General features: G+C 40.0%; 17 protein-coding genes. 7 read left to right on the top strand and 10 right to left on the bottom strand.

Annotated features, from left to right (window positions below; genetic code table 11):
- Nucleotides 1-35: 35 nt before the first annotated feature.
- Nucleotides 36-1913, bottom strand: a complete 1878-nt coding sequence (gene nagE, locus CEQ83_RS05980) for an N-acetylglucosamine-specific PTS transporter subunit IIBC (RefSeq protein ID WP_155017114.1) — start codon at nt 1911-1913, stop codon at nt 36-38.
- A 328-nt stretch (nt 1914-2241) separates the two neighbouring features.
- On the opposite strand from nagE, the gene nagA reads away from it, so the two are divergent.
- The 4 genes from nagA to CEQ83_RS05960 are packed head-to-tail and all read left to right on the top strand — an operon-like array spanning nt 2242 to nt 5690.
- Nucleotides 2242-3426, top strand: coding sequence for an N-acetylglucosamine-6-phosphate deacetylase (gene nagA, locus CEQ83_RS05975; protein WP_028414223.1), 1185 nt, complete (start codon nt 2242-2244; stop codon nt 3424-3426).
- Nucleotides 3427-3428: 2 nt separating this feature from the next.
- Nucleotides 3429-4166 carry a glucosamine-6-phosphate deaminase gene (gene nagB / locus CEQ83_RS05970; RefSeq protein WP_033578330.1) on the top strand — a complete coding sequence of 246 codons (738 nt, stop codon included), beginning with the start codon at nt 3429-3431 and terminating at the stop codon, nt 4164-4166.
- Nucleotides 4167-4223: 57 nt separating this feature from the next.
- Nucleotides 4224-4949, top strand: coding sequence for a GntR family transcriptional regulator (locus CEQ83_RS05965; protein WP_028414225.1), 726 nt, complete (start codon nt 4224-4226; stop codon nt 4947-4949).
- A gap of 15 nt (nt 4950-4964) precedes the next feature.
- A complete protein-coding gene (locus CEQ83_RS05960) occupies nt 4965-5690 on the top strand; it encodes an SIS domain-containing protein (protein ID WP_155017113.1) in 726 nt (241 codons plus the stop codon).
- Nucleotides 5691-6439: 749 nt separating this feature from the next.
- On the opposite strand, the gene CEQ83_RS05955 is transcribed toward CEQ83_RS05960, so the two are convergent.
- From CEQ83_RS05955 to CEQ83_RS05945, 3 genes are all read right to left on the bottom strand, one after another.
- Entirely contained in the window at nt 6440-6898 is a 459-nt protein-coding gene (locus tag CEQ83_RS05955) for a GNAT family N-acetyltransferase (RefSeq protein ID WP_155017112.1), read from the bottom strand.
- 1 nt (nt 6899) lies between these two features.
- Nucleotides 6900-7178 carry a YesK family protein gene (locus CEQ83_RS05950; protein WP_049163483.1) on the bottom strand — a complete coding sequence of 93 codons (279 nt, stop codon included), beginning with the start codon at nt 7176-7178 and terminating at the stop codon, nt 6900-6902.
- 145 nt (nt 7179-7323) lie between these two features.
- On the bottom strand, nt 7324-7833 hold the full coding sequence (locus CEQ83_RS05945; protein WP_223546654.1) for an SUKH-4 family immunity protein: 510 nt from the start codon (nt 7831-7833) through the stop codon (nt 7324-7326).
- A 454-nt stretch (nt 7834-8287) separates the two neighbouring features.
- Between CEQ83_RS05945 and CEQ83_RS05940 the strand changes: the two genes are divergently transcribed.
- Nucleotides 8288-11476: a S8 family peptidase gene (locus tag CEQ83_RS05940; RefSeq protein WP_155017111.1), complete on the top strand. Its 3189-nt coding sequence runs from the start codon at nt 8288-8290 to the stop codon at nt 11474-11476.
- 39 nt (nt 11477-11515) lie between these two features.
- Here CEQ83_RS05940 and corA read toward each other — a convergent pair whose 3' ends face one another.
- Nucleotides 11516-12487, bottom strand: coding sequence for a magnesium/cobalt transporter CorA (gene corA / locus CEQ83_RS05935; RefSeq protein ID WP_013055874.1), 972 nt, complete (start codon nt 12485-12487; stop codon nt 11516-11518).
- A 614-nt stretch (nt 12488-13101) separates the two neighbouring features.
- On the opposite strand from corA, the gene CEQ83_RS05930 reads away from it, so the two are divergent.
- Complete coding sequence (locus CEQ83_RS05930; RefSeq protein WP_098627393.1) at nt 13102-13473, top strand: PilZ domain-containing protein; 372 nt, start codon at nt 13102-13104, stop codon at nt 13471-13473.
- A 76-nt stretch (nt 13474-13549) separates the two neighbouring features.
- Nucleotides 13550-14380, top strand: coding sequence for an LCP family glycopolymer transferase (locus CEQ83_RS05925; protein WP_155017110.1), 831 nt, complete (start codon nt 13550-13552; stop codon nt 14378-14380).
- Here CEQ83_RS05925 and CEQ83_RS05920 read toward each other — a convergent pair.
- From CEQ83_RS05920 to CEQ83_RS05900, 5 genes are all read right to left on the bottom strand, one after another.
- On the bottom strand, nt 14375-14602 hold the full coding sequence (locus CEQ83_RS05920) for a hypothetical protein (RefSeq protein ID WP_047751451.1): 228 nt from the start codon (nt 14600-14602) through the stop codon (nt 14375-14377). The genes CEQ83_RS05925 and CEQ83_RS05920 overlap by 6 nt on opposite strands.
- 125 nt (nt 14603-14727) lie before the next feature.
- On the bottom strand, nt 14728-15372 hold the full coding sequence (locus CEQ83_RS05915) for a cupin domain-containing protein (RefSeq protein WP_155017109.1): 645 nt from the start codon (nt 15370-15372) through the stop codon (nt 14728-14730).
- Between the two features lie 110 nt (nt 15373-15482).
- A complete protein-coding gene (locus CEQ83_RS05910; protein WP_228123060.1) occupies nt 15483-16805 on the bottom strand; it encodes an MATE family efflux transporter in 1323 nt (440 codons plus the stop codon).
- A 62-nt stretch (nt 16806-16867) separates the two neighbouring features.
- Nucleotides 16868-18001: a DUF2087 domain-containing protein gene (locus CEQ83_RS05905; RefSeq protein WP_155017108.1), complete on the bottom strand. Its 1134-nt coding sequence runs from the start codon at nt 17999-18001 to the stop codon at nt 16868-16870.
- 106 nt (nt 18002-18107) lie between these two features.
- Nucleotides 18108-18554, bottom strand: a complete 447-nt coding sequence (locus CEQ83_RS05900) for a VOC family protein (protein ID WP_155017107.1) — start codon at nt 18552-18554, stop codon at nt 18108-18110.
- Nucleotides 18555-18710 lie beyond the last annotated feature (156 nt).

Genomic DNA, 18710 nt, shown 5'->3' with positions numbered 1-18710 from the left:
TTTAACTAGAACAGGTTTGTTCCAGCCTCTTTTTATTAAAATGTAATAACGTCTTTTGTACCTTGCTTTTGGTAGCCTGTTTTTAACAGCTTCACTTCTTTATCCGCTGGCAAGTTGGTAAATACAACCGGTGTCACAATCGAAGGTGCATGCTTTTTAACATACTCTAAATCTACCTGTAAAAGAGGTGTTCCTTGTTGAACGCTGTCACCTTCTTGAACAAGCGCTTGAAATCCTTCTCCTTTTAAATTCACAGTATCTAATCCAACGTGAATCAGGATTTCAATTCCTTCTACTGTTTTTAAGCCAATCGCATGTTTTGTTGGGAACACAGTCATGACTTCACCGTTAATCGGTGATACGAGCGTTCCTTCAATCGGTTCAATCGCAAAGCCGTCGCCCATCATCTTTTGTGAAAACACTTGATCTTCCACTTCACTAAGCGGCTTTACAACACCTTCAAACGGTAACACAAACTCTGTGTGTGCATCTGCTTGAACAGCCTGTTGTTCAACAGGTGCAGCGGTTGACGCTGTGCCGTATTTAACTAATTGATTCATTGCGTCTGCAACAAACTCTACTTCTGTTCCGACAATGACTTGAACATTTGTTTTATTGAGCTTCATGATTCCTCTCGCTCCGTGGCGCTTTAAGGCACCTTCATTAATATTGCTAGCATCAGCTACTTGTAAGCGAAGACGAGTCGCACAGTTATCAATTACGGTTAAGTTTTCTTTTCCGCCTAAATCTTCAATAAAATACGATGCCATATCCACATATTTATCGCCTGTTGCTACAACCGTTTCGTTTGATGTGTCTACTTCTTCATCATCTTCACGTCCCGGTGTTTTTAAGTTTAATGCTTTGATCAGCGTGTAGAAAATGACAAAGTAAATGACCGCATATACAATGCCAATTCCCGCTAACAGCAGGGGTTTTTGTGAAATTCCGTAGTTTAAGAAGAAGTCAATGGCACCTGCTGAAAATCCAAATCCAGCATGAATGCCAAGAGCAACGGCTAAAGCCATCGATATTCCTGTTAAAACGGCATGAATAACGTATAATAGCGGTGCTACGAACATAAATAAAAATTCAATTGGTTCCGTAATTCCTGTTAAAAAAGATGTAACAGCAAGCCCAATTAACATACCGCTGACTTGTTTGCGCTTTTCTTTTTTAGCTGCTGCAATCATCGCAAGCGCAGCTGCCGGTAAACCAAACATCATAACCGGGAAGAATCCAGACATGAACGTTCCTGCCGTTGGATCTCCTTTAAAGAAGCGATTCAAATCTCCCGTTACGCCGTGATAGTCTCCGAACACAAACCATACTAAGCTGTTTAACACGTGATGCAGTCCAATTGGAATTAACAGACGGTTTAAAAATCCGTATATACCTGCACCAAGCGCTCCTGCTCCTGTAATCCACGTTCCTAAGTTGTTAATTTGATCTTGAATCGGCGGCCAAATAACCCCGAAAATTCCTGCAAGCGCAAGCATAACGACTGAAGTAATAATCGGTACAAACCGCTTTCCTGCAAAGAAGCCGAGCCACTCGGGCAGCTTAATCGCTGAGAAACGATTGTATAGTAAACCAGCCGTTACCCCCGAGACGATCCCGCCGAGTACACCCATATTAATATCTTTATCAATAGCTACAGTTCCTTTTGTTAACACAAAATAACCGACCACTCCGGCAAGTGCTGCTGCGCCGCTTCCATCTTTTGAAAGCCCTACAGCAATACCGAGTGCAAACAGTAGTGCTAAATTCGCAAAAATCGCATCTCCGGCTTGAGCCATAAATGGAATATCTAATAAGTCCTTTTGACCCAAACGAAGAAGCAATGCCGCAGCAGGTAATACTGCGATTGGCAGCATAAGCGATTTACCAATACGTTGTAAAAAATTCAGCATGTTTCTATCCCCTTTGTATAACGTATTTAACCCGATGTTACGAGCAAGGATTTTCGTAACAATATTTATCGGATGACAAGTTACCGCATTCATCCCTGTCCTATGATTACATAATCAGCTGAAATGACGGCGGTTTTACTGCATGGACTCATACTAGCACATAAAATATATAGTTGTCTATACCAATTTTCTTTTTAAAAACCTCTCTATATCAATGTTAAAAGCCCTTACAAAACTTTCTAATTCACAAAAAAGAATTAACTGGTCTAGACAACTATTCCAAAAAGCGTTACACTTAAATCAATACAACGAGCAAAGGAGTGTATGTATGGATACACATTCATCCATCATTATTTATAATGTAACCGTTTATAGTGAAAATCAGACATTAAAAAACGGGTATATTAAACTAACGAACAAGAAAATTACTGAAATCGGAGAGATCCATCAATACGTACGTCAGCCGAAAGACCATGTAATTGAGCTTTCTCCTTCCTATAAAGTGATTCCTGGTGCCATTGACGTGCATATTCATGGCGTTAACAATGCGGACGCTATGGACGGTACGGCAGAAGCATTAAAAACAATGGCGCGCACGCTTCCAAAAGAAGGTACAACAAGCTTTTTAGCAACTACTATGACGCAGTCGAATGAAGCGGTTGAAAAAGCACTTCGCAACGCGGGCGCTTATATCGAAGAGCAAACAGATGCGGATGCTGAAGTAGTTGGTATTCACTTAGAAGGTCCGTTTATTTCACCGAAACGTGCGGGCGCGCAGCCTCCTACTCACATTCAAGATCCGAATGTGGCACTGTTTCAAGAGTGGCAAAAAGCAGCCGGAGGACATATTAAACTTGTTACGTTAGCTCCAGAGCAGCCAAACGGCTTATCTCTTACTTCTTATTTAAAAGAAACAAACGTCGTCGCTTCTATTGGCCACTCCGACAGCACATATGATCAAGTTGGTGAAGCTATTGAAGCAGGAGCTTCTCATATTACGCATTTATATAACGGCATGCGCGGTCTTCACCATAGAGAGCCCGGCGTATTAGGCGCCGCTTATTTGAGAAATGAATTATTTGTAGAGCTGATTACAGACGGCATCCACTGCCGACCTGAAATGGTCAAGCTTGCGTACGATCAAATTACAAGTGAACGCATGATTCTTATCACGGATTCTCTTCGTGCCAAATGGCTAAAAAACGGTACGTATGATTTAGGCGGACAGCCTGTTCACGTAAACGACACAACGGCTACCCTTGCAGATGGAACGTTAGCAGGAAGCATCTTAAAGATGAACGATGCGATTAAAAACACGATGAGCTTTACGAACTGCTCATTAGAAGACATCGTAAAAATGACCGCTGAAAACCCAGCAAAACAGCTTAACCTGTTTGATACAAAAGGAAGCCTTAAAATTGGAAAAGATGCGGATATCGTGGTGTTAAATGAAAACTTAGATGTTGAAATGACATTTTGCCGAGGCACATTGAGCTTTCAAAAGGAGGACTAACAATGAATATCATCCAAGTGAAAAACTACAGTGAAATGAGTGCAAAAGCAGCTGATATGCTGATTAGCAAACTTCATGAAAAACCAAATATGAATCTGGGACTTGCAACGGGAGGCACGCCGAAAGGATTATATGATCGTTTAATTCAAGATCATAAAGAGCACGGCACGTCATACAAACACGTTACTTCCTTTAACTTAGATGAATATGTCGGAATGAAGCCGCAAGATCCAAACAGCTATCACTACTATATGGCAGATGCGTTATTTAATCACATTGATATCGACGTAAGCAACACGCACGTTCCTAACGGGCTGGCTGATACGCCTGAAGAAGAATGCCGCCGCTACGATGAAATGATTCAAAATCATGGAGGCATTGACCTTCAGATTCTTGGAATCGGTCAAAACGGACACATTGGCTTTAACGAACCTGGTACGTCATTCAACTCTCCTACTCATATTGTGACGTTAGAAGAGTCAACGCGAAAAGCCAATGCGCGCTACTTTAATTCTCTTGACGAAGTGCCTACTCAGGCTATTACAATGGGAATTGAATCGATTATGAAAAGTAAAGAAATTTTACTGCTTATCTCCGGGGAAGCCAAAGCAGAAGCGATGTATCAGCTGCTTAACGGAGAAATCACAGAAGACTTCCCTGCTTCTATTTTAAAGAAGCATCACTGTGTTACAATTATTGCGGACCAAGAAGCTTTAGCTAAAGTATCGACTACGGTTTAATTTATAGCCTCCTCGTCTTTTTTAGATGCGGAGGTTTACATAAAGGAGAGAACTTAAGTGATTGATAAAAGCTCACCTCTTCCGATTTATTATCAAATTGAAGAACAGTTGAAAAAACAAATTGAAAACGGAGAGTTAAAACCAAATGATTCGCTTCCTTCTGAACGAGAGTTTGCAGAACGATTTGAAATCAGCAGAATGACCGTTCGCCAAGCGATTAACAATTTAGTAAACGACGGTTATTTATATCGTCAAAAAGGCCGCGGCACCTTTGTATCTGAAAAAAAACTGGAGCAGCAGCTCGTTGGATTAACGAGTTTTACAGAAGATATGAAAGCGCGCGGAATGGTGCCAAGCAGTAAATTGCTGAGTTTTGAAATCATTGCGGCTTCGGAAAAAATTGCCGAACAGCTGCACATTTCTCTTCATGCACCTGTTTATGAAATCAAGCGTATTCGTTTAGCTGACGACGTGCCAATGGCGCTCGAAAGCGTATATGTATCCGCCAACTTAGTCAAAGGGTTAACAGAATCCATTGTTAACGACTCTCTTTACCGCTATATAGAAGAAGAGTTGGGCCTGAAAATTGGCGAAGCCAATCAAACGTTAGAATCCATTTTAGCTTCTGAAACCGAAGTGAAGCATCTTGGAATCAACTCATATTCACCCGTTCTACTGATTCAACGAAATACGTATTTGCAAGACGGCACGCCGCTTGAAGTGGTGAAGTCTTCGTACCGAGCAGACCGCTATAAGTTTACGATTAACATGACACGATCTTAACTAAGGAGTTTTTTTATGTCTAGTTTATATCTACAGGAACTAACAAAACTGCTTGCTAAAGTGGAGACGCATGAACAGCAGGCAATAGAATCCGCAGCCGAGAAAATCTCACAGCAATTGGCTTCTCATCACCTCATTCATTTATTTGGGTGCGGTCATTCTCATATTTTAACGGAAGAAGTGTTTTACCGTTCTGGAGGGCTTGCACCGATTCATCCTATTTTTGTAGAAGAACTGATGCTTCATAAAGGAGCTTCGCGCTCTTCACAGCTAGAGCGTAAAAACGACTATGCCTCCACCTTTATGGAAAAAGAAGATATCGTACCAGGCGATATCATGATTGTCATTTCTACATCGGGCGTAAATCCCGTTCCGATTGATGTAGCTTTGATTACAAAAGAAAAAGGCGCCTTTGTTATCGGGCTTACCTCTCCTTGTTATGCCACGAGCCGGGCTTCGCGACATAAAAGCGGAAAATACCTTCATGATGTCGTGGATCTTGTTATTAATAATCATATTCCAAAAGGAGACGTTCTTCTTCATCAGCAAGACATTTCCTTCGCTTCTGGTTCTACTGTAATTGGAGGCGCTATCCTAAATGATGTCCTATCTAAAACCATACAAAAACTGCTCAGCCGCGGCATCACGCCTCCTGTCTTTTTAAGCGGAAACATGGAAGGTTCAGATGAACATAACCAGCGGTTGATTGATGCTTACAAAGGAAGAATTACTGCCCTATAACAGCCCCTGCGGCTGTTTTTTTGCACAAAAAAAAAGATGCTTGAAAGCATCTCATCAAAGTCGGACTGTACGTTTTGGACTAGATCTCCTCTTTATCAGTAGAAGTCTTGTTCACAGCACTATAACCTACTTATCCGACATAATTACTATGTTTAATATAAGTATACTCTTTTATACCTTAGGTGTCAAATAAGTTATAAGAAATTTCGTAGTGCATTCATTTGAAGATTTTTTTGCGGTAATGTTCTAGCTGGCTTTTAGCTTCTTTCATAATTATCGTATGTATGATTTCATCCGTAATGTTAAAATAATTTACCATACTTAACTTATAGATTTTACATATAAATTCCTGCCAAAGTTTTGTATAAGTTTTCTTGCCGCATCTCACAAAAAAGAACCTGCATCAAAACTGATGCAGGTTCTTCCCTTCATATCATGCTAATTATTTCATGTTCATTTGCCCTTGTGAGGCCCTTTCGCTACGTATATCGGTTCATAACGAGAGTGCCAATTGTCAGATCAGAATATCTGCTTTTCATGTGAGGTAATACGTTTGCTGAAGTTGCTGTTAAGTATTCCAAAACTAAACCAGTCCCTTCATGAAGCTAAGTATTTACCATTCACAGTAGCCTTAGAAAAATTTCTATCGGCTCTGTACTATCTGTATACCACGTTTCAATTGAACTAAACTAAAAAATTCATTTTAATCAAAAAATTCTTACCACAGGGATACAACCATTAGCAGCGAATTACAAATGGAGCTTTAATCCTTCATGAGAAGCTGTGAATCCAAGCTTTTGATAGAAACGCAAAGCCTCCGATCGTTCCTTGTCCGTTGTTAATTGTACTAACTGACAATTACGTTCTTTCGCTCGTTCAATCGCCCATGTAATCAGCTGATAGCCAACCCCTTTTCCGCGCTGTGACGAAGCGGTTCGAACTCCTTCAATCGTGGCTCTCCACCCGCCTTGTCGTGCAATGTGGGGCGTAAAGGTTAGTTGTTGAACACCTATTACTTTATTATCTTTACATGCGACAATCAGTTCATTGTTTGGATCCGCATCAATTGCCTGAAATGCTTGGACATAACAGTCTGGAAGCGGTAATTCGTAGCGTTCTCGTTTGCTTCCGAGCATATCATCCGCGAGCATTTCAACAATTTGATCCAAATCTTCTCGCACTGCTTCTCTAAAGGTTAGCTCTCCCATTTTATACAGCACCTTTCCCTCGTCCATTTATGATATTAAAAAGAACGCTGACGAACAAGCTCAGAACCGACGCCAAAAACAAAGCAGCCGCTAAAGCACCAAGACCCATTCCTTCAAAGCCGCCAACTCCAAATATGCTATATAGAAATAGAAATATGCTTATTAGCATGCTGCTAAGTGAAATTCCGTACTGCACGGGCGAGTTTCTTCTATAGAAGAAATGCGACGCACCAAAAAGCAGCACGAAGAAAGCACCCATTAATCCAAATAAAGAAATCATTTACACTCTCCTCCCTCTCTAAAAAAAAGGAATTTATATCCATTATATACTATCATTTTTATTTATTCTATCTATATTAATAGCCCTGCAGCCACAACTAAATAAACATGACCAAAACGGCCATGTCTATTTTTCTACTATATTATTAAAAAGAAAGTTCTTTGAACCAAAAAGAATAAGGGGCTAAGCAAGCTTCATCAATTTCATTCATACGTTTTTTGCATCGCTGCAGCACCTCAGCAGGAATGTGTCGCTCTAAGTATGCAGATTCTCCGTTTGCTTGAATCGTTTCTTCTACTAGCTCTTCAAACACATCTAAGCATGCTAAAAACTGCGGAAAAGTTGTATTCACGAAACGCTCGCAGTCATCGTTGGACGTATCGAGCAGCACAACCGAACCGTTTTTTTGATGAAGACAAATTGGATCTCCAGCGCCGGTTGTTCCTAAAAACCAATAGTGCTGGTAGCGAGATGATAACTCAAATGTTTCGCATAATGTTGTTAGCTTTCCTTTGGATGAAACGAACTCTAGAAATGGTGAAGCTTCTTTGGGCAATCCTTTTTCTGTTAGCAACTTCTTTGTCTCTTTATCAATATCAAGGGGTGCAAGCTGTTCGGCATCAAACTTCATTCGTTTTTCCTGTCGTTGCATCACATTTGACAACTTCTTTCACTCCTTTTCACCATTTGCTCTTTCTTTGCTTTTGTTTATTATAAAAGAAATCCAGCTCGTATTATATGCTACAAATGAACTTAATTAGACTGAAAATTTTTCCAATCTTTATTTATATAGCCCGATTTCTTCTTTATAAACACAGGTAAAAAGAAACCGATCAGATTTTCTCCAACAGATTCTGCTTTTAAAAATAATTCTCATTCCTTTCTTCCCTTTTCAGCGTACTTTCGCCTCTTACAAATAGGCTCAATCTTTATTATTCCAATTTTTTCTACTTTTTGCAACTAGGACTTATCTCACCATTTTTTATGCGAGATTAATAACTTGACAAAATACTAAAATAAGCAACAGTAATTATTTACAAATTTTTAAACTTTATGGTTTAATAGGTATGTAATTCCTGTTTTTTACTATATTTTTTTGGAGGTTTAACATGAAAAAAGGGTCAATTTATCGTTTTATTGCTTTTGCTTTAATGTTCACCTTGTGTTTTAGCCAATTAGGCTTACTGAAAACACAAGCAGCAGGCAATCCTCCTGCTAATGAAAAAACATTAAGCATTGGTAAAGCAGCAAAAGGAACATTTACAGAACCAGAACAAACGCATTGGTACAAAATTAATCCTTCTAAGCAAGAGGTAGCAAAGTTTTCACACTACCGAATTAAGCTTCAAAGTGATGATGAAGTAAACATTACGGTTTACTCCAGTCTTGAAAATGCCAAAAACAACGTGGCATTTGACCGTTATATGGGATACTCTTACAAAGACGAGCCTGCTCAGCTAGATTTTCCAATCGCCTGGACTGGCCCTTATTATGTGAAAGTTGAGTATTATGGAAGCGAAGACGACATGATTGAAGAAGATGCGGAAGATGGTTCAACTTCTCCAGAACCACAGCCGGAAGAAAAAACAGAAGTTCCTTACACAATCAGCTATGAAGGCGCTTCACTTCCTCCTTCTCAAATGATGGAAGAAGAATGCCCGGCTGAATTAAGTACAAGCCAAAAAGAAAACGGAAAAGGTATTTTAAAAGATTTGCGTACAATTCGTGACGCTGTGCTTTCAAAAACAGCAAGCGGAAAAGACCTTTCTTCTCTTTACTACAAAGCCGCTCCGTTTATCAGCTCTAAAATGATTATCGATAAATCAATGCGCGAACAAGTATACAAAGATTTAGTTCAGCTAAAGGGTCTATTTACAGATGTGGCGAAAAACGGCGCATCAAGCACATATATGATCACAAGTGCTGATCAAAAAGCAATCAATGATTTATACAGCATCGCTTATAAATCTGTTCCGACTGCTTTAAAGAAAGATTTAGAAAAAGTAGCAGCGCAGACAAAATTAAAAGACGTAACGGACTTAAACGTATCGTCTGTATTAGTAAGAGCTAAATTAGTCAGCGCAAACAGCGTTTCAACAAAAGCTGAAACTCGCTATATTGTTAAATTAAAAGATGGTGCAAATGCTAAATCATTTAAAACAAAAGCACAGTCAAAATCAGCAAGCATTGAATCTATTAATCCATTGAAACAATCAGCCGCTTCTTTTGATAATATGTTTGTTATTCAATTAGATGACAGCAATGGAAAAAGCTTCAGCACGTCATCTGCTCAAGGTAAAATGACGGCAAAACAAATTCAAGCACTTCCTGAAACTGAATTTATCGAGCCGGTTCAAGAGTACCACGCTCTTTCGATGGATTCACAATATCCGTATCAATGGTCATTAAACAACACGGGTAAAAATGATGGCACTCAACATGCCGATATTCAATATGAATCGCTTGAAAAATTACTAAACGGTCAAAAATTAAAAGATACGGTTATTGCCGTTGCCGATACGGGCGTCGATTCATCACTAGCTGATTTAAAAGGCGTAGTGGATACAAAGACAGGCTATAACTACGTGGATCGTTCGTCAAATGCAACTGACGACAACGGACACGGAACTCACGTAGCTGGTATTATCGCAGCCTCTGCAAATAATAACTATTCAATGGCCGGCATTAATTCTCACGCTAAAATTTTACCGGTTAAAATTCTAGACGCATCTGGAAGCGGAGATACAGAACAAATTGCGTACGGTATTAAATACGCGGTTGATCACGGTGCAAAAGTTATTAACTTAAGCCTTGGCGGATCTTACAGCCGCGTGCTTGAATATTCATTAAAATATGCATACGACCATAACGTAACGGTTGTAGCAGCAAGCGGAAACGACGGTATGGAAGAGCTCTCGTACCCTGCTTCATCTGCCTATGCGATTTCAGTAGGCGCGTCAAACCGTTTAGATATCGTATCTGACTACTCAAACTATGGAAAAGGATTAGATATTACAGCTCCAGGCTCTGATATTCCAAGTCTTGTTCCAGACGGAAACGTTACTTACTTAAGCGGAACATCAATGGCAACACCTCACGTGGCAGCCGTTGCGGGATTATTACTGTCCCAAAACCCAGGCTTAAAGCCAAAAGACGTTGAAAAACGCCTAACGGACACAGCTAAAGATATTAAGTTTGACGAGAAAGATGCTCCTGTATACGATGATGAAGAAAGTCCAGCAGAACCTCCTGCTCCAGGCTACGATTACGTATCAGGATGGGGACGTTTAAATGCGTACAGCGCGGTAAGTGCACAGCAGCTGCAAGCGCAGGTAAATACATTTGTCAGCACGCAAAAAGTTGTTACAGGTAAAGCTCAAAGCGGTTCAACTGTTAAAGTAATGAACGGCTCAAAAACACTTGGCACTGCCAAAGCTGATGCAAAAAATACGTTCTCTGTGAACATTCCAGCTCAAAAAGCTGATACCGTTTTACAAGTGGTTGTCACAAACGGAAAAGCAAGCACAAGCATTCGTACAGTTGTTCAAAAAGCACCTGCCAAACCAGCGGTAAAATCCGTGACGAATAAAGATGAATACGTAACAGGAACATCTAAAGCGAATTTTACGGTAAATGTTAAAAACAGCGCTAAAAAAGTGATTGCTTCGGCAAAAGCTGATGCAAAAGGCGCGTTCAAAGTGAAGATTCCAAAACAAAAAGAAAACACAGTCTTGTATATCACGGCTACAAACAGCCAAAAACAAGAAAGTGAAGAAGTAAAAGTAACGGTGCGTGACGTTATTGCTCCAAATGCACCTAAAGTGAATCCAGTCAGCGACGCGGATACAGCTATTAAAGGAACAGCAGAAGCAAATGCATCTGTTGTAGCCAAAGTGAACAACAAAGAAATCGGCAAAGCAAAAGCTAACGCAAAAGGTCAGTACAGCATAACGATTAAAAAACAAAAAGCGGGTACAGCAATCAGCGTAACAGCAGCAGACGCAGCTAACAACACAAGTAAAGCTACGACTGTAAAAGTAAGCGATAAAACTCCTCCTGCTGCACCAAGCGTAAATGCTGTCACAACAAAAAGCACGGCTGTAACAGGTAAAGCAGAAGCAAATGCTACCGTAACGGTAACAGTAAACAAAAAAAGCATCGGCTCTGCTGCTGCTAACAGCAAAGGACAATACTCAGTAAAAATTAAAAAGCAAAAAGAAAAAACAGTTTTAAGCGTAACAGCAAAAGACAAAGCAAATAATACGAGTAAAGCAACAACAAAAACGGTGACAAAATAAAGAAAAAAGGCGCTTGGCTTATAGCCAAGTGCCTTTTTGTTATAACAGCTGTTTGTTTTTAAAGTATTTCCACATTCCCCACGTTAACACAATTAACATAACGATAATAACAGCAGTAGCCCAGTGGGAATTTTGATATGGAATCGGTACGTTCATTCCAAAAAATCCGGTTACGAACGTTAGCGGAAGCATAATCGTTGAAATTAGCGTTAAGACATTCAGCTTTTCAGATGAAGTTGCATTGGTAATAGAATAATACGTATCAAGCGCACTGTTTACGAGGTCTCTAAATGTTTCAGCAGAGTCTACAATACGCTCCAAGTGGTCAAGCAAGTCAATGTAGAAAGGAACATTTTCTTCTCGTATGTCGAATTTCCACTTTCCATTAACCGTTAAGAAAATTCGGCGCTGAGGCAGAATAACGCGACGGATTAAGATAATGGTTCTTTTTAAGGCTAAGAACTCTTCCGTCACTCCGCGGACTTCTTTGTTGTAGATCTCATCTTCTAATTCATCAATACGCATGTCAATTCGGTCTAAAATCGGAAAGTATTCGTCCGTGATGCCATCAATCAAAGCATATAGTAAAAAGTCGGCGCCGCGGTTCATAAACTTCGGATAGCGTGAGCACACGGCATCCATTTTGCGAAGCCAGCCCATTTTATGTTTATGAATCGTCACTACGTAATTTGATCCGACAAAGGCATTTAACTCAAGCGTCGTAATCTCGTCATCACTTTCTTCGTTATAGCGAAGCGCGTGAAAAACGAAAAATTTATAATCTTCGTAATCATCCATTTTAGCGCGAGGACTGTCGTGTAAGCAGTCTTCAATCGCCAATGGGTGAAAATCGAATAATTTAGCAATTTGAGCAAGCTCTTGTCCGTGGACATCATACAAATCAATCCACAGCAAATTATCAGGATTGCGCAATTTTTCATGCACGTCTCCTAAATCAAGATTCGTTACCATTTCTTTTGTTTCATCATCATATAAGTATGTTTTAATCATTGATTTTTCACCTCACATCATTGAGGCATTAAGGAGTATTTTCCTTTGTTGAAATGAGAGGAACATATACACCTTTGTTGCCCCTATCTTGTTTTGCAGTAACCTTCATCGAAATGGGGTCATCAGTGCCCATTCATCTCACCTCCTAATTAGTTGAAGGAACGCTGACTTGTAATACAGCTACTTCACAAAGTTTAATTTTAACATACAATCCAACTCTAGCGTAGCGCTTTTTTCAAAACCTTTTCCTCTCTATTTAAAGTTTCAAACAAAACTTCCGATACTATAAAAGCAAGTTATTATGCCCTTATTTTATAAAAGCCCTACTAGTGTATCCACTATTTAATAATACAATAGTACTTACAAACAGTAACCACTACCTCAGACCTCTCGAATACTCCCACAAAGGTCCACCTAATCGTAGGCCACCAACCCCGCAAGGGGGGTGACCTACGATTAGGTCTAGAATATCTACCATGGCCGGTCTGTGGCCATGGTAGATATTCTACATCGATAAACATTATATGGGGGATGGGGAAAAACGTGTAGGAATTTTTAGACTTTCATCGAATACTTACTTAACAAACTTAGATTACGAAAAGGACTGATGATACATGCATTTTAAACGTGAAGAACCGTTTCGCTTTTTATTTGAGACTCCCATTGTTGGAACGTTTTCCATTGCTAAATACGACAACAAAGAAATCGATTCTAAGCCAGGTCCTTTGTCTGTTATCGACCTTTCACCAAAAGGAATCAAAATAATTACGCCGCTTGATTTACCTATTTTCAATCATCAAATTCAGCTAAAAATCAGCTTTTATTTAAATGAAAAACCGATCCATATTACCGGACTTTGCGTGTGGAAAGAAAAACGGCACACCGAATACCTTTATGGCATTGAAGCGTTTAACAATGTGGAAGAACAAGCAATTTTAATTACAGAGCTCAAAACCTACGCCAAGAAAAAGCAAGATATCCAATAAAAATAGCGCTCATTTGTTTTACTCCCCTTTTAAGATGGCAATACTACGAACGAATTCGATAGAAAAAGGTGAGACGATGAGCAGCAAAGCAAAAAAAGAGTGGATTGGCGGTCTCGTACTATTTTTACTCGTCAGTTTTGTCAGCATCACGTTTGCAGGCTATCATACGGTGAAAGCTGCCGTTGATCAAACGTATGTACCGCTTGAGCATGGTAACAAAACACACGTCAATTTAAAAAAAGGACAACCGTTTTCCCTGCTTTTAATTCAAGAAAACCATCAAAATACGTCATTTGTGTATATGACTGTTAATAAGCAGCATGAATCAATAAAAATGACCCACTTGCCAGGGTCAACTCAGCTCGGCAATGAAACACTGCGAACCATTTATCATCAAGGAAATATGAATGCTGTTGTAAAAAAAGTCGAAGCATATGCAAAGCTTCCTGTTGATTATTATGTCAAAATGGATCAGCAGTCAGTCGTCGATGCTGTAGATAAATTAGGCGGCATTATCGTCACAAACAAACGTGCTTTTGAACACAGCAACATTGTTTTTCCAAAAGGAGCGATTCGCCTTAACGGAAAAGAAGCACTTGTTTATTTAAAGGAGCGGAATGAACAAGACGTCTTTACGGCGCATGAAAGACAGCTGTCCGTCGCGAAAGCCATTTTCAGCCAAGGAGCTACGATTCCCAATGTTACAAAGCTGCATTCTCTTGTATTTACGCTCGCTGATCACATTGAAACCAACGCAACCTTTAATGATATCAAACGGATTCAAAAAACCTACAAGCTGGCCGTTGCTCACGTAGACAAGCAGCAGTTTCCGCAAAACGAATGGAATCAAAAACAAGTCACAACGCGGCTGTATAAGCACTTAGAACGCAACGAGCTGTTTTTATAAAAACGCTTCACGAAAAAGAGGCTGGGACATAACAAAATGAAACCAATCTAAAGACGACCAAAGGAGATACATAAGCTGAACTGCTTGTGACACCGCAGTTGATTTCCGTGCAAGACTTCGCTTTCCGCGGGCGGCCGCTGAGCCTCCTCGTCGCTTGCGCTCCTGCGGGGTCTCATCTGTTCCGCTTTTCCCGCAGGAGTCTTCGCCTTGCCCTCCAATCAACTGCTAGAAGGAATGAAACAAATGAAATCTACGTTCACTATAACAGGAAAACGAACCGTGAATTAAAGATTCATGGTTCGTTTTTCACTTCGCCTAAAAGACTTTTATCCCAGCCTCTTTTTTTGCTACTTATCTTCAGCAGGCACCACTTTTTCATTTATTTTAACCACAATTCTTTCATCCCGTTCATCTTTGAGATAGCTCTTTTGATAAAAAGAATGATTATTAGGCGGTCCAATCACAACCGTATCGGTAATCGGAGCGACGGCTTCTGCTACTTCGTTTGCGCTTACTCCGTATGCTTTTTGAAACACAATAGGAGGCGTTAAGCGCAGCACGTCGGATCCTTCTGTAGACTCAAATTGATCATTGTTAAAAAAGAGATGCAGATGCGCTTCTTCCGATAGAGGTTCAATCCAATGCCACCAGCCCATCGGTATAAAAACAACTTCGCCTTCTTTTATTCGGTAATTGTGCATGCTGCTTGTATCAGGGTCCAAGACAGACACCTGCACTTCACCTGAAACGACGACATCTAATTCCCAAGCATTTGGATGCCAGTGCGGTTCTCTCATATGCCCTTTCGTCATATATAAATCAACAAAAGCACCTCCGAGCATTGGCGGCAGCTGAGTTGAGGTTAGTTGATACGCTATATTTTGATCATTTCGTTTGAACAGGACGTTTTGCTTATAGTTCACTGACAGATTAGGCGTTCCTGAGCTTTTTTTAATATTTGAATTATCCGGCACAAATCCAGATTTACTCATAGTCTCATACCCTCTTTTCATTAAAAAGTTATATGCACTATCCTATTAAAACTCTTTGCTAAGGGTGTTTTAATTAGAAAAAATAAAAAACGAGCGTTTCCGCTCGTTTTTTATCCGACAAGACGTTCAATTTTCTTTTTCTTCCATACAAATTGATAATAGCTGTACTGCAGGATTAAGCTGACAACAAACGCCGCTGGATATCCGATCCAAATCCCTTTGATTTCAAGAGACGTAAACTGCGATAACACGTAGGCTACGGGTACTTCCACACACCAAATCGCCATAATGCTAAATACCGTAGGCCACAGCACCGTACCGCTTGCTCGCATCGTAGCGGTAATAATTTGCGCATGGCCGAAAATCAAATAGCTCCAAAGCGTTATCACTAACAGCTCTTCGGCAATATGGAGCGTGTGCTGATTTGTTAAAAACAGTGCTAATATTTGATTGGAAAAGAGATAAATAAGTAAAATCAACACGCTGCCAATAACGTAATTCAGCATAATTCCAGAGCGAATCACTTCTTTTAAACGCTCAAATTTATTGGCGCCAATCGACTGCGCCGCAAAAATAGAAACCGCAATTCCTAAGCTGATTGCCGGCATTTGTACATAGCTTGCTACTTGGTTCACCGCTCCGTACGCCGCTGTAGCGTCTGAGCCAAATCCGTTTACAAACGTAATAACCGCAATTTCAGAAAGAGAAACTAAAATCATATTGATACTCGCGGGAATCCCTAAACGCATAAGCAGCTTTAACAGCGTTCCGTCCATTTTTAATGAAATAGAGGCGTCAAACTTTAACGGATGATTTTTCTTGCGTAAATAAATGATCATAATAATGAACGTTAATACGGTTGAAAACACCGTTGCGTATGCAGCGCCGTACACGCCAAGCTTTGGCACTCCGATCCATCCAAAAATTAAAATCGGAAGAAAAATGAGGTTTAAGACCGTACTCACAACTAAAAAGTAAAAAGGCGTTTTAGAGTCTCCGGTTCCGCGCATAAACGTCGTATAAACAAAGTATAAAAACAAAACAGGAATTGCCACAAACAAAATGCGCGCATAGTGAACCGTTACGTCAATAATATTAGCCGGCGTTCCCATAATCCGAAGAATCTCCGGAGCAAATATGCTTCCCAAAACAGCAAGCACAATTCCGACTAAAAAGGTAAACGTGAGCGTGGTACCGATAATTTCTTTCACTCGTTTTTCATTTTGTGCCCCGTACGCTTGCCCGATTAAAATGGAACTTCCTGACCCAATTCCAATCGAAAACGACACGAGCAGAAAAAACAGAGGAAAAAAAGCGGAAATAGCGGCTAACGCATCAACTCCAAGCGCTCTTCCGACAATAATACTTCCTGCCAGCTGCCCAACGGACTGCATGGCGTTACTTAACATGAGCGGAATCAAAAACACAAGCATCAGCTTACTGACGGATTTTTCTGATTCCACTACTTCACTTTTCACATCTTGATTCTTCACACCTATTTCTCCTTTGTATCAGCTTTCGGCGAATGATAGCCTTTTTCGCCGTAAGGCTGCAGCTTCTCTAACCATTTCGCTTCTAGTTTTAGCAAATCCTTTTTTGAAAGTGCTTTTTCTTCTTCTCTTTTAATCGTTTCCAGCATCTCAATTGAAAAAGCATCCGCACCATACGTATTCCACTCATCTTGAAGCTCTTTATTTTGATGAGTGTTCGTCTTTAACGTGAACTTTACGCCGTTTAACGTTTTGATGTTAGGCGTAGAGCCAATATAAATCTTATCGTTGTGAAGGTTTTTAATTTGATACACGCCGCCTTCTGTTTTTACTTCTTTCGCTAGCTGCTTCATTTGTTTTTTGTAGTCTTTCGAATCAGTACTCATCTCTGTCTCTCCTTTTCTCCAGTAGCTGCTTCCGTCTGCGCTGCGCTCTAAGAACCCGTACTCAATTAAATAGCGTCGCAGCACCGCATAATCGTCATAAAAAGGTGTTAACCTATCATTTACTTCTTTTTCGGTATACGTTGCGCCAAACTCAAAATGCCCGCTTAATTCTTCAAGAACAACAAGACGGTGTTTTTCTTGCAAATGAAAAGTGCGAAGCGGTCCGTTTAAACCTTGCGGAAAATTCTTCGCTAAAATTTTTTCACGTTCTTCATCACTAACGCTGTAGCGCTGACTTCTTTTAGGCGCCGTATTTGTTACGGGTACCGCCTTCTCTTCTTCCCCTTCATTTAACAGTTCCATCAGCGTTAAAAACACTTTTGCCTGACGCTCTTTTTTCTTTAACGTAAAGCGGTGATTCCGAATGGTGGATGAACTGCCGATTCCCATTTCTTTTTGAATATCACTATCGCTTTTTCCTTCTTTAAAAAACTTCACTAAATTTTTTTGATGATCAGAAAGACCGGTTACCTCTTTATCTAGCCCTATTAAATGATGAAATACAGATCTGTGCTGCTGTTCAATATGAAGCTTCATATAGCGTTTTGCTTCATAAAAAACACCTTCCACCGGATAAATAATGCCTTTTTCAATACTTTCACCGCACAGTAAGCAGTGGTAGTGATCTTCGCTTTCCCCGTACCCTTTCTTCATATCTTCAAAAGATGATTCCCAAAACAAGTCGTTTACCATTTAAATAGACACCTTTCTATTTTGTTTATTAATTTATAAACAAATATATTATATGTTTATTATTATGTCAATCTTACGTTTATGATACACAAAAAAACAGCAGTTTTCACTGCTGTTTCATGTTCCATTCACTTAAATACGGAAAATCCTTAGATACGACAGGCTCATCATTCAAAAGCGTAATTAACTCCAAGCTGTTACCGTCAGGGTCATTAAAATACACGCAAGCTGCCGGCATCCACGTATGAACAATTGGCTCTGTTTGAGGCTTTCCAAACGACGTTTCTTCCGGCTCAATGCCTTTTGAACGCAGCCACGTTAACGCTTCATGAATATCTGCTGCTTCAATTCCAAAAGCAAAATGACTTCTTTTCAACTCTTTTTCATCGGTTTCCCAAAGCCCGAGCATCTGCTTTTGTTCACCAACAAAGAAAAAAGCACAGCGCCGCTCTTCAATTTTATGAACAAACGTCAGCCCAAGACGTCTATAAAACTCAATCGAATCCTCCAAATTCCGAACCTTCACATGCGTCTCATAAATACTCTTAATCATAGCCTCTCCTCCATCCTTTCCTACTACTATAAGCCATTTCACACCAAACAGCTTCCTAACAAAGAATGAAAAACAATCAGACTTAAGAACGAGAAACACTCACACAAACGTACAGCTTGGAAATCTCCAAGAGCACTATGGATTTGACTTTGAATT

This window comes from Priestia megaterium (genome assembly GCF_009497655.1).
In the GTDB taxonomy this organism is placed as follows: Bacteria; Bacillota; Bacilli; order Bacillales; family Bacillaceae_H; genus Priestia; species Priestia zanthoxyli.
The sequence above is the reverse complement of the archived record's forward strand: the minus strand, read 5'-3'. Positions and strand labels throughout refer to the sequence as shown.

Coding starts and splice junctions, on each gene's coding strand:
- CEQ83_RS05930 (WP_098627393.1), top strand. CDS start 13,102: ATGCATTTTAAACGTGAAGAACCGTTTCGCTTTTTATTTGAGACTCCC.
- CEQ83_RS05955 (WP_155017112.1), bottom strand. CDS start 6,898: ATGGGAGAGCTAACCTTTAGAGAAGCAGTGCGAGAAGATTTGGATCAA.
- CEQ83_RS05915 (WP_155017109.1), bottom strand. CDS start 15,372: ATGAGTAAATCTGGATTTGTGCCGGATAATTCAAATATTAAAAAAAGC.
- nagE (WP_155017114.1), bottom strand. CDS start 1,913: ATGCTGAATTTTTTACAACGTATTGGTAAATCGCTTATGCTGCCAATC.
- CEQ83_RS05910 (WP_228123060.1), bottom strand. CDS start 16,805: ATGCTTGTGTTTTTGATTCCGCTCATGTTAAGTAACGCCATGCAGTCC.
- nagA (WP_028414223.1), top strand. CDS start 2,242: ATGGATACACATTCATCCATCATTATTTATAATGTAACCGTTTATAGT.
- CEQ83_RS05905 (WP_155017108.1), bottom strand. CDS start 18,001: ATGGTAAACGACTTGTTTTGGGAATCATCTTTTGAAGATATGAAGAAA.
- CEQ83_RS05925 (WP_155017110.1), top strand. CDS start 13,550: ATGAGCAGCAAAGCAAAAAAAGAGTGGATTGGCGGTCTCGTACTATTT.
- nagB (WP_033578330.1), top strand. CDS start 3,429: ATGAATATCATCCAAGTGAAAAACTACAGTGAAATGAGTGCAAAAGCA.
- CEQ83_RS05940 (WP_155017111.1), top strand. CDS start 8,288: ATGAAAAAAGGGTCAATTTATCGTTTTATTGCTTTTGCTTTAATGTTC.
- CEQ83_RS05960 (WP_155017113.1), top strand. CDS start 4,965: ATGTCTAGTTTATATCTACAGGAACTAACAAAACTGCTTGCTAAAGTG.
- CEQ83_RS05900 (WP_155017107.1), bottom strand. CDS start 18,554: ATGATTAAGAGTATTTATGAGACGCATGTGAAGGTTCGGAATTTGGAG.
- CEQ83_RS05950 (WP_049163483.1), bottom strand. CDS start 7,178: ATGATTTCTTTATTTGGATTAATGGGTGCTTTCTTCGTGCTGCTTTTT.
- corA (WP_013055874.1), bottom strand. CDS start 12,487: ATGATTAAAACATACTTATATGATGATGAAACAAAAGAAATGGTAACG.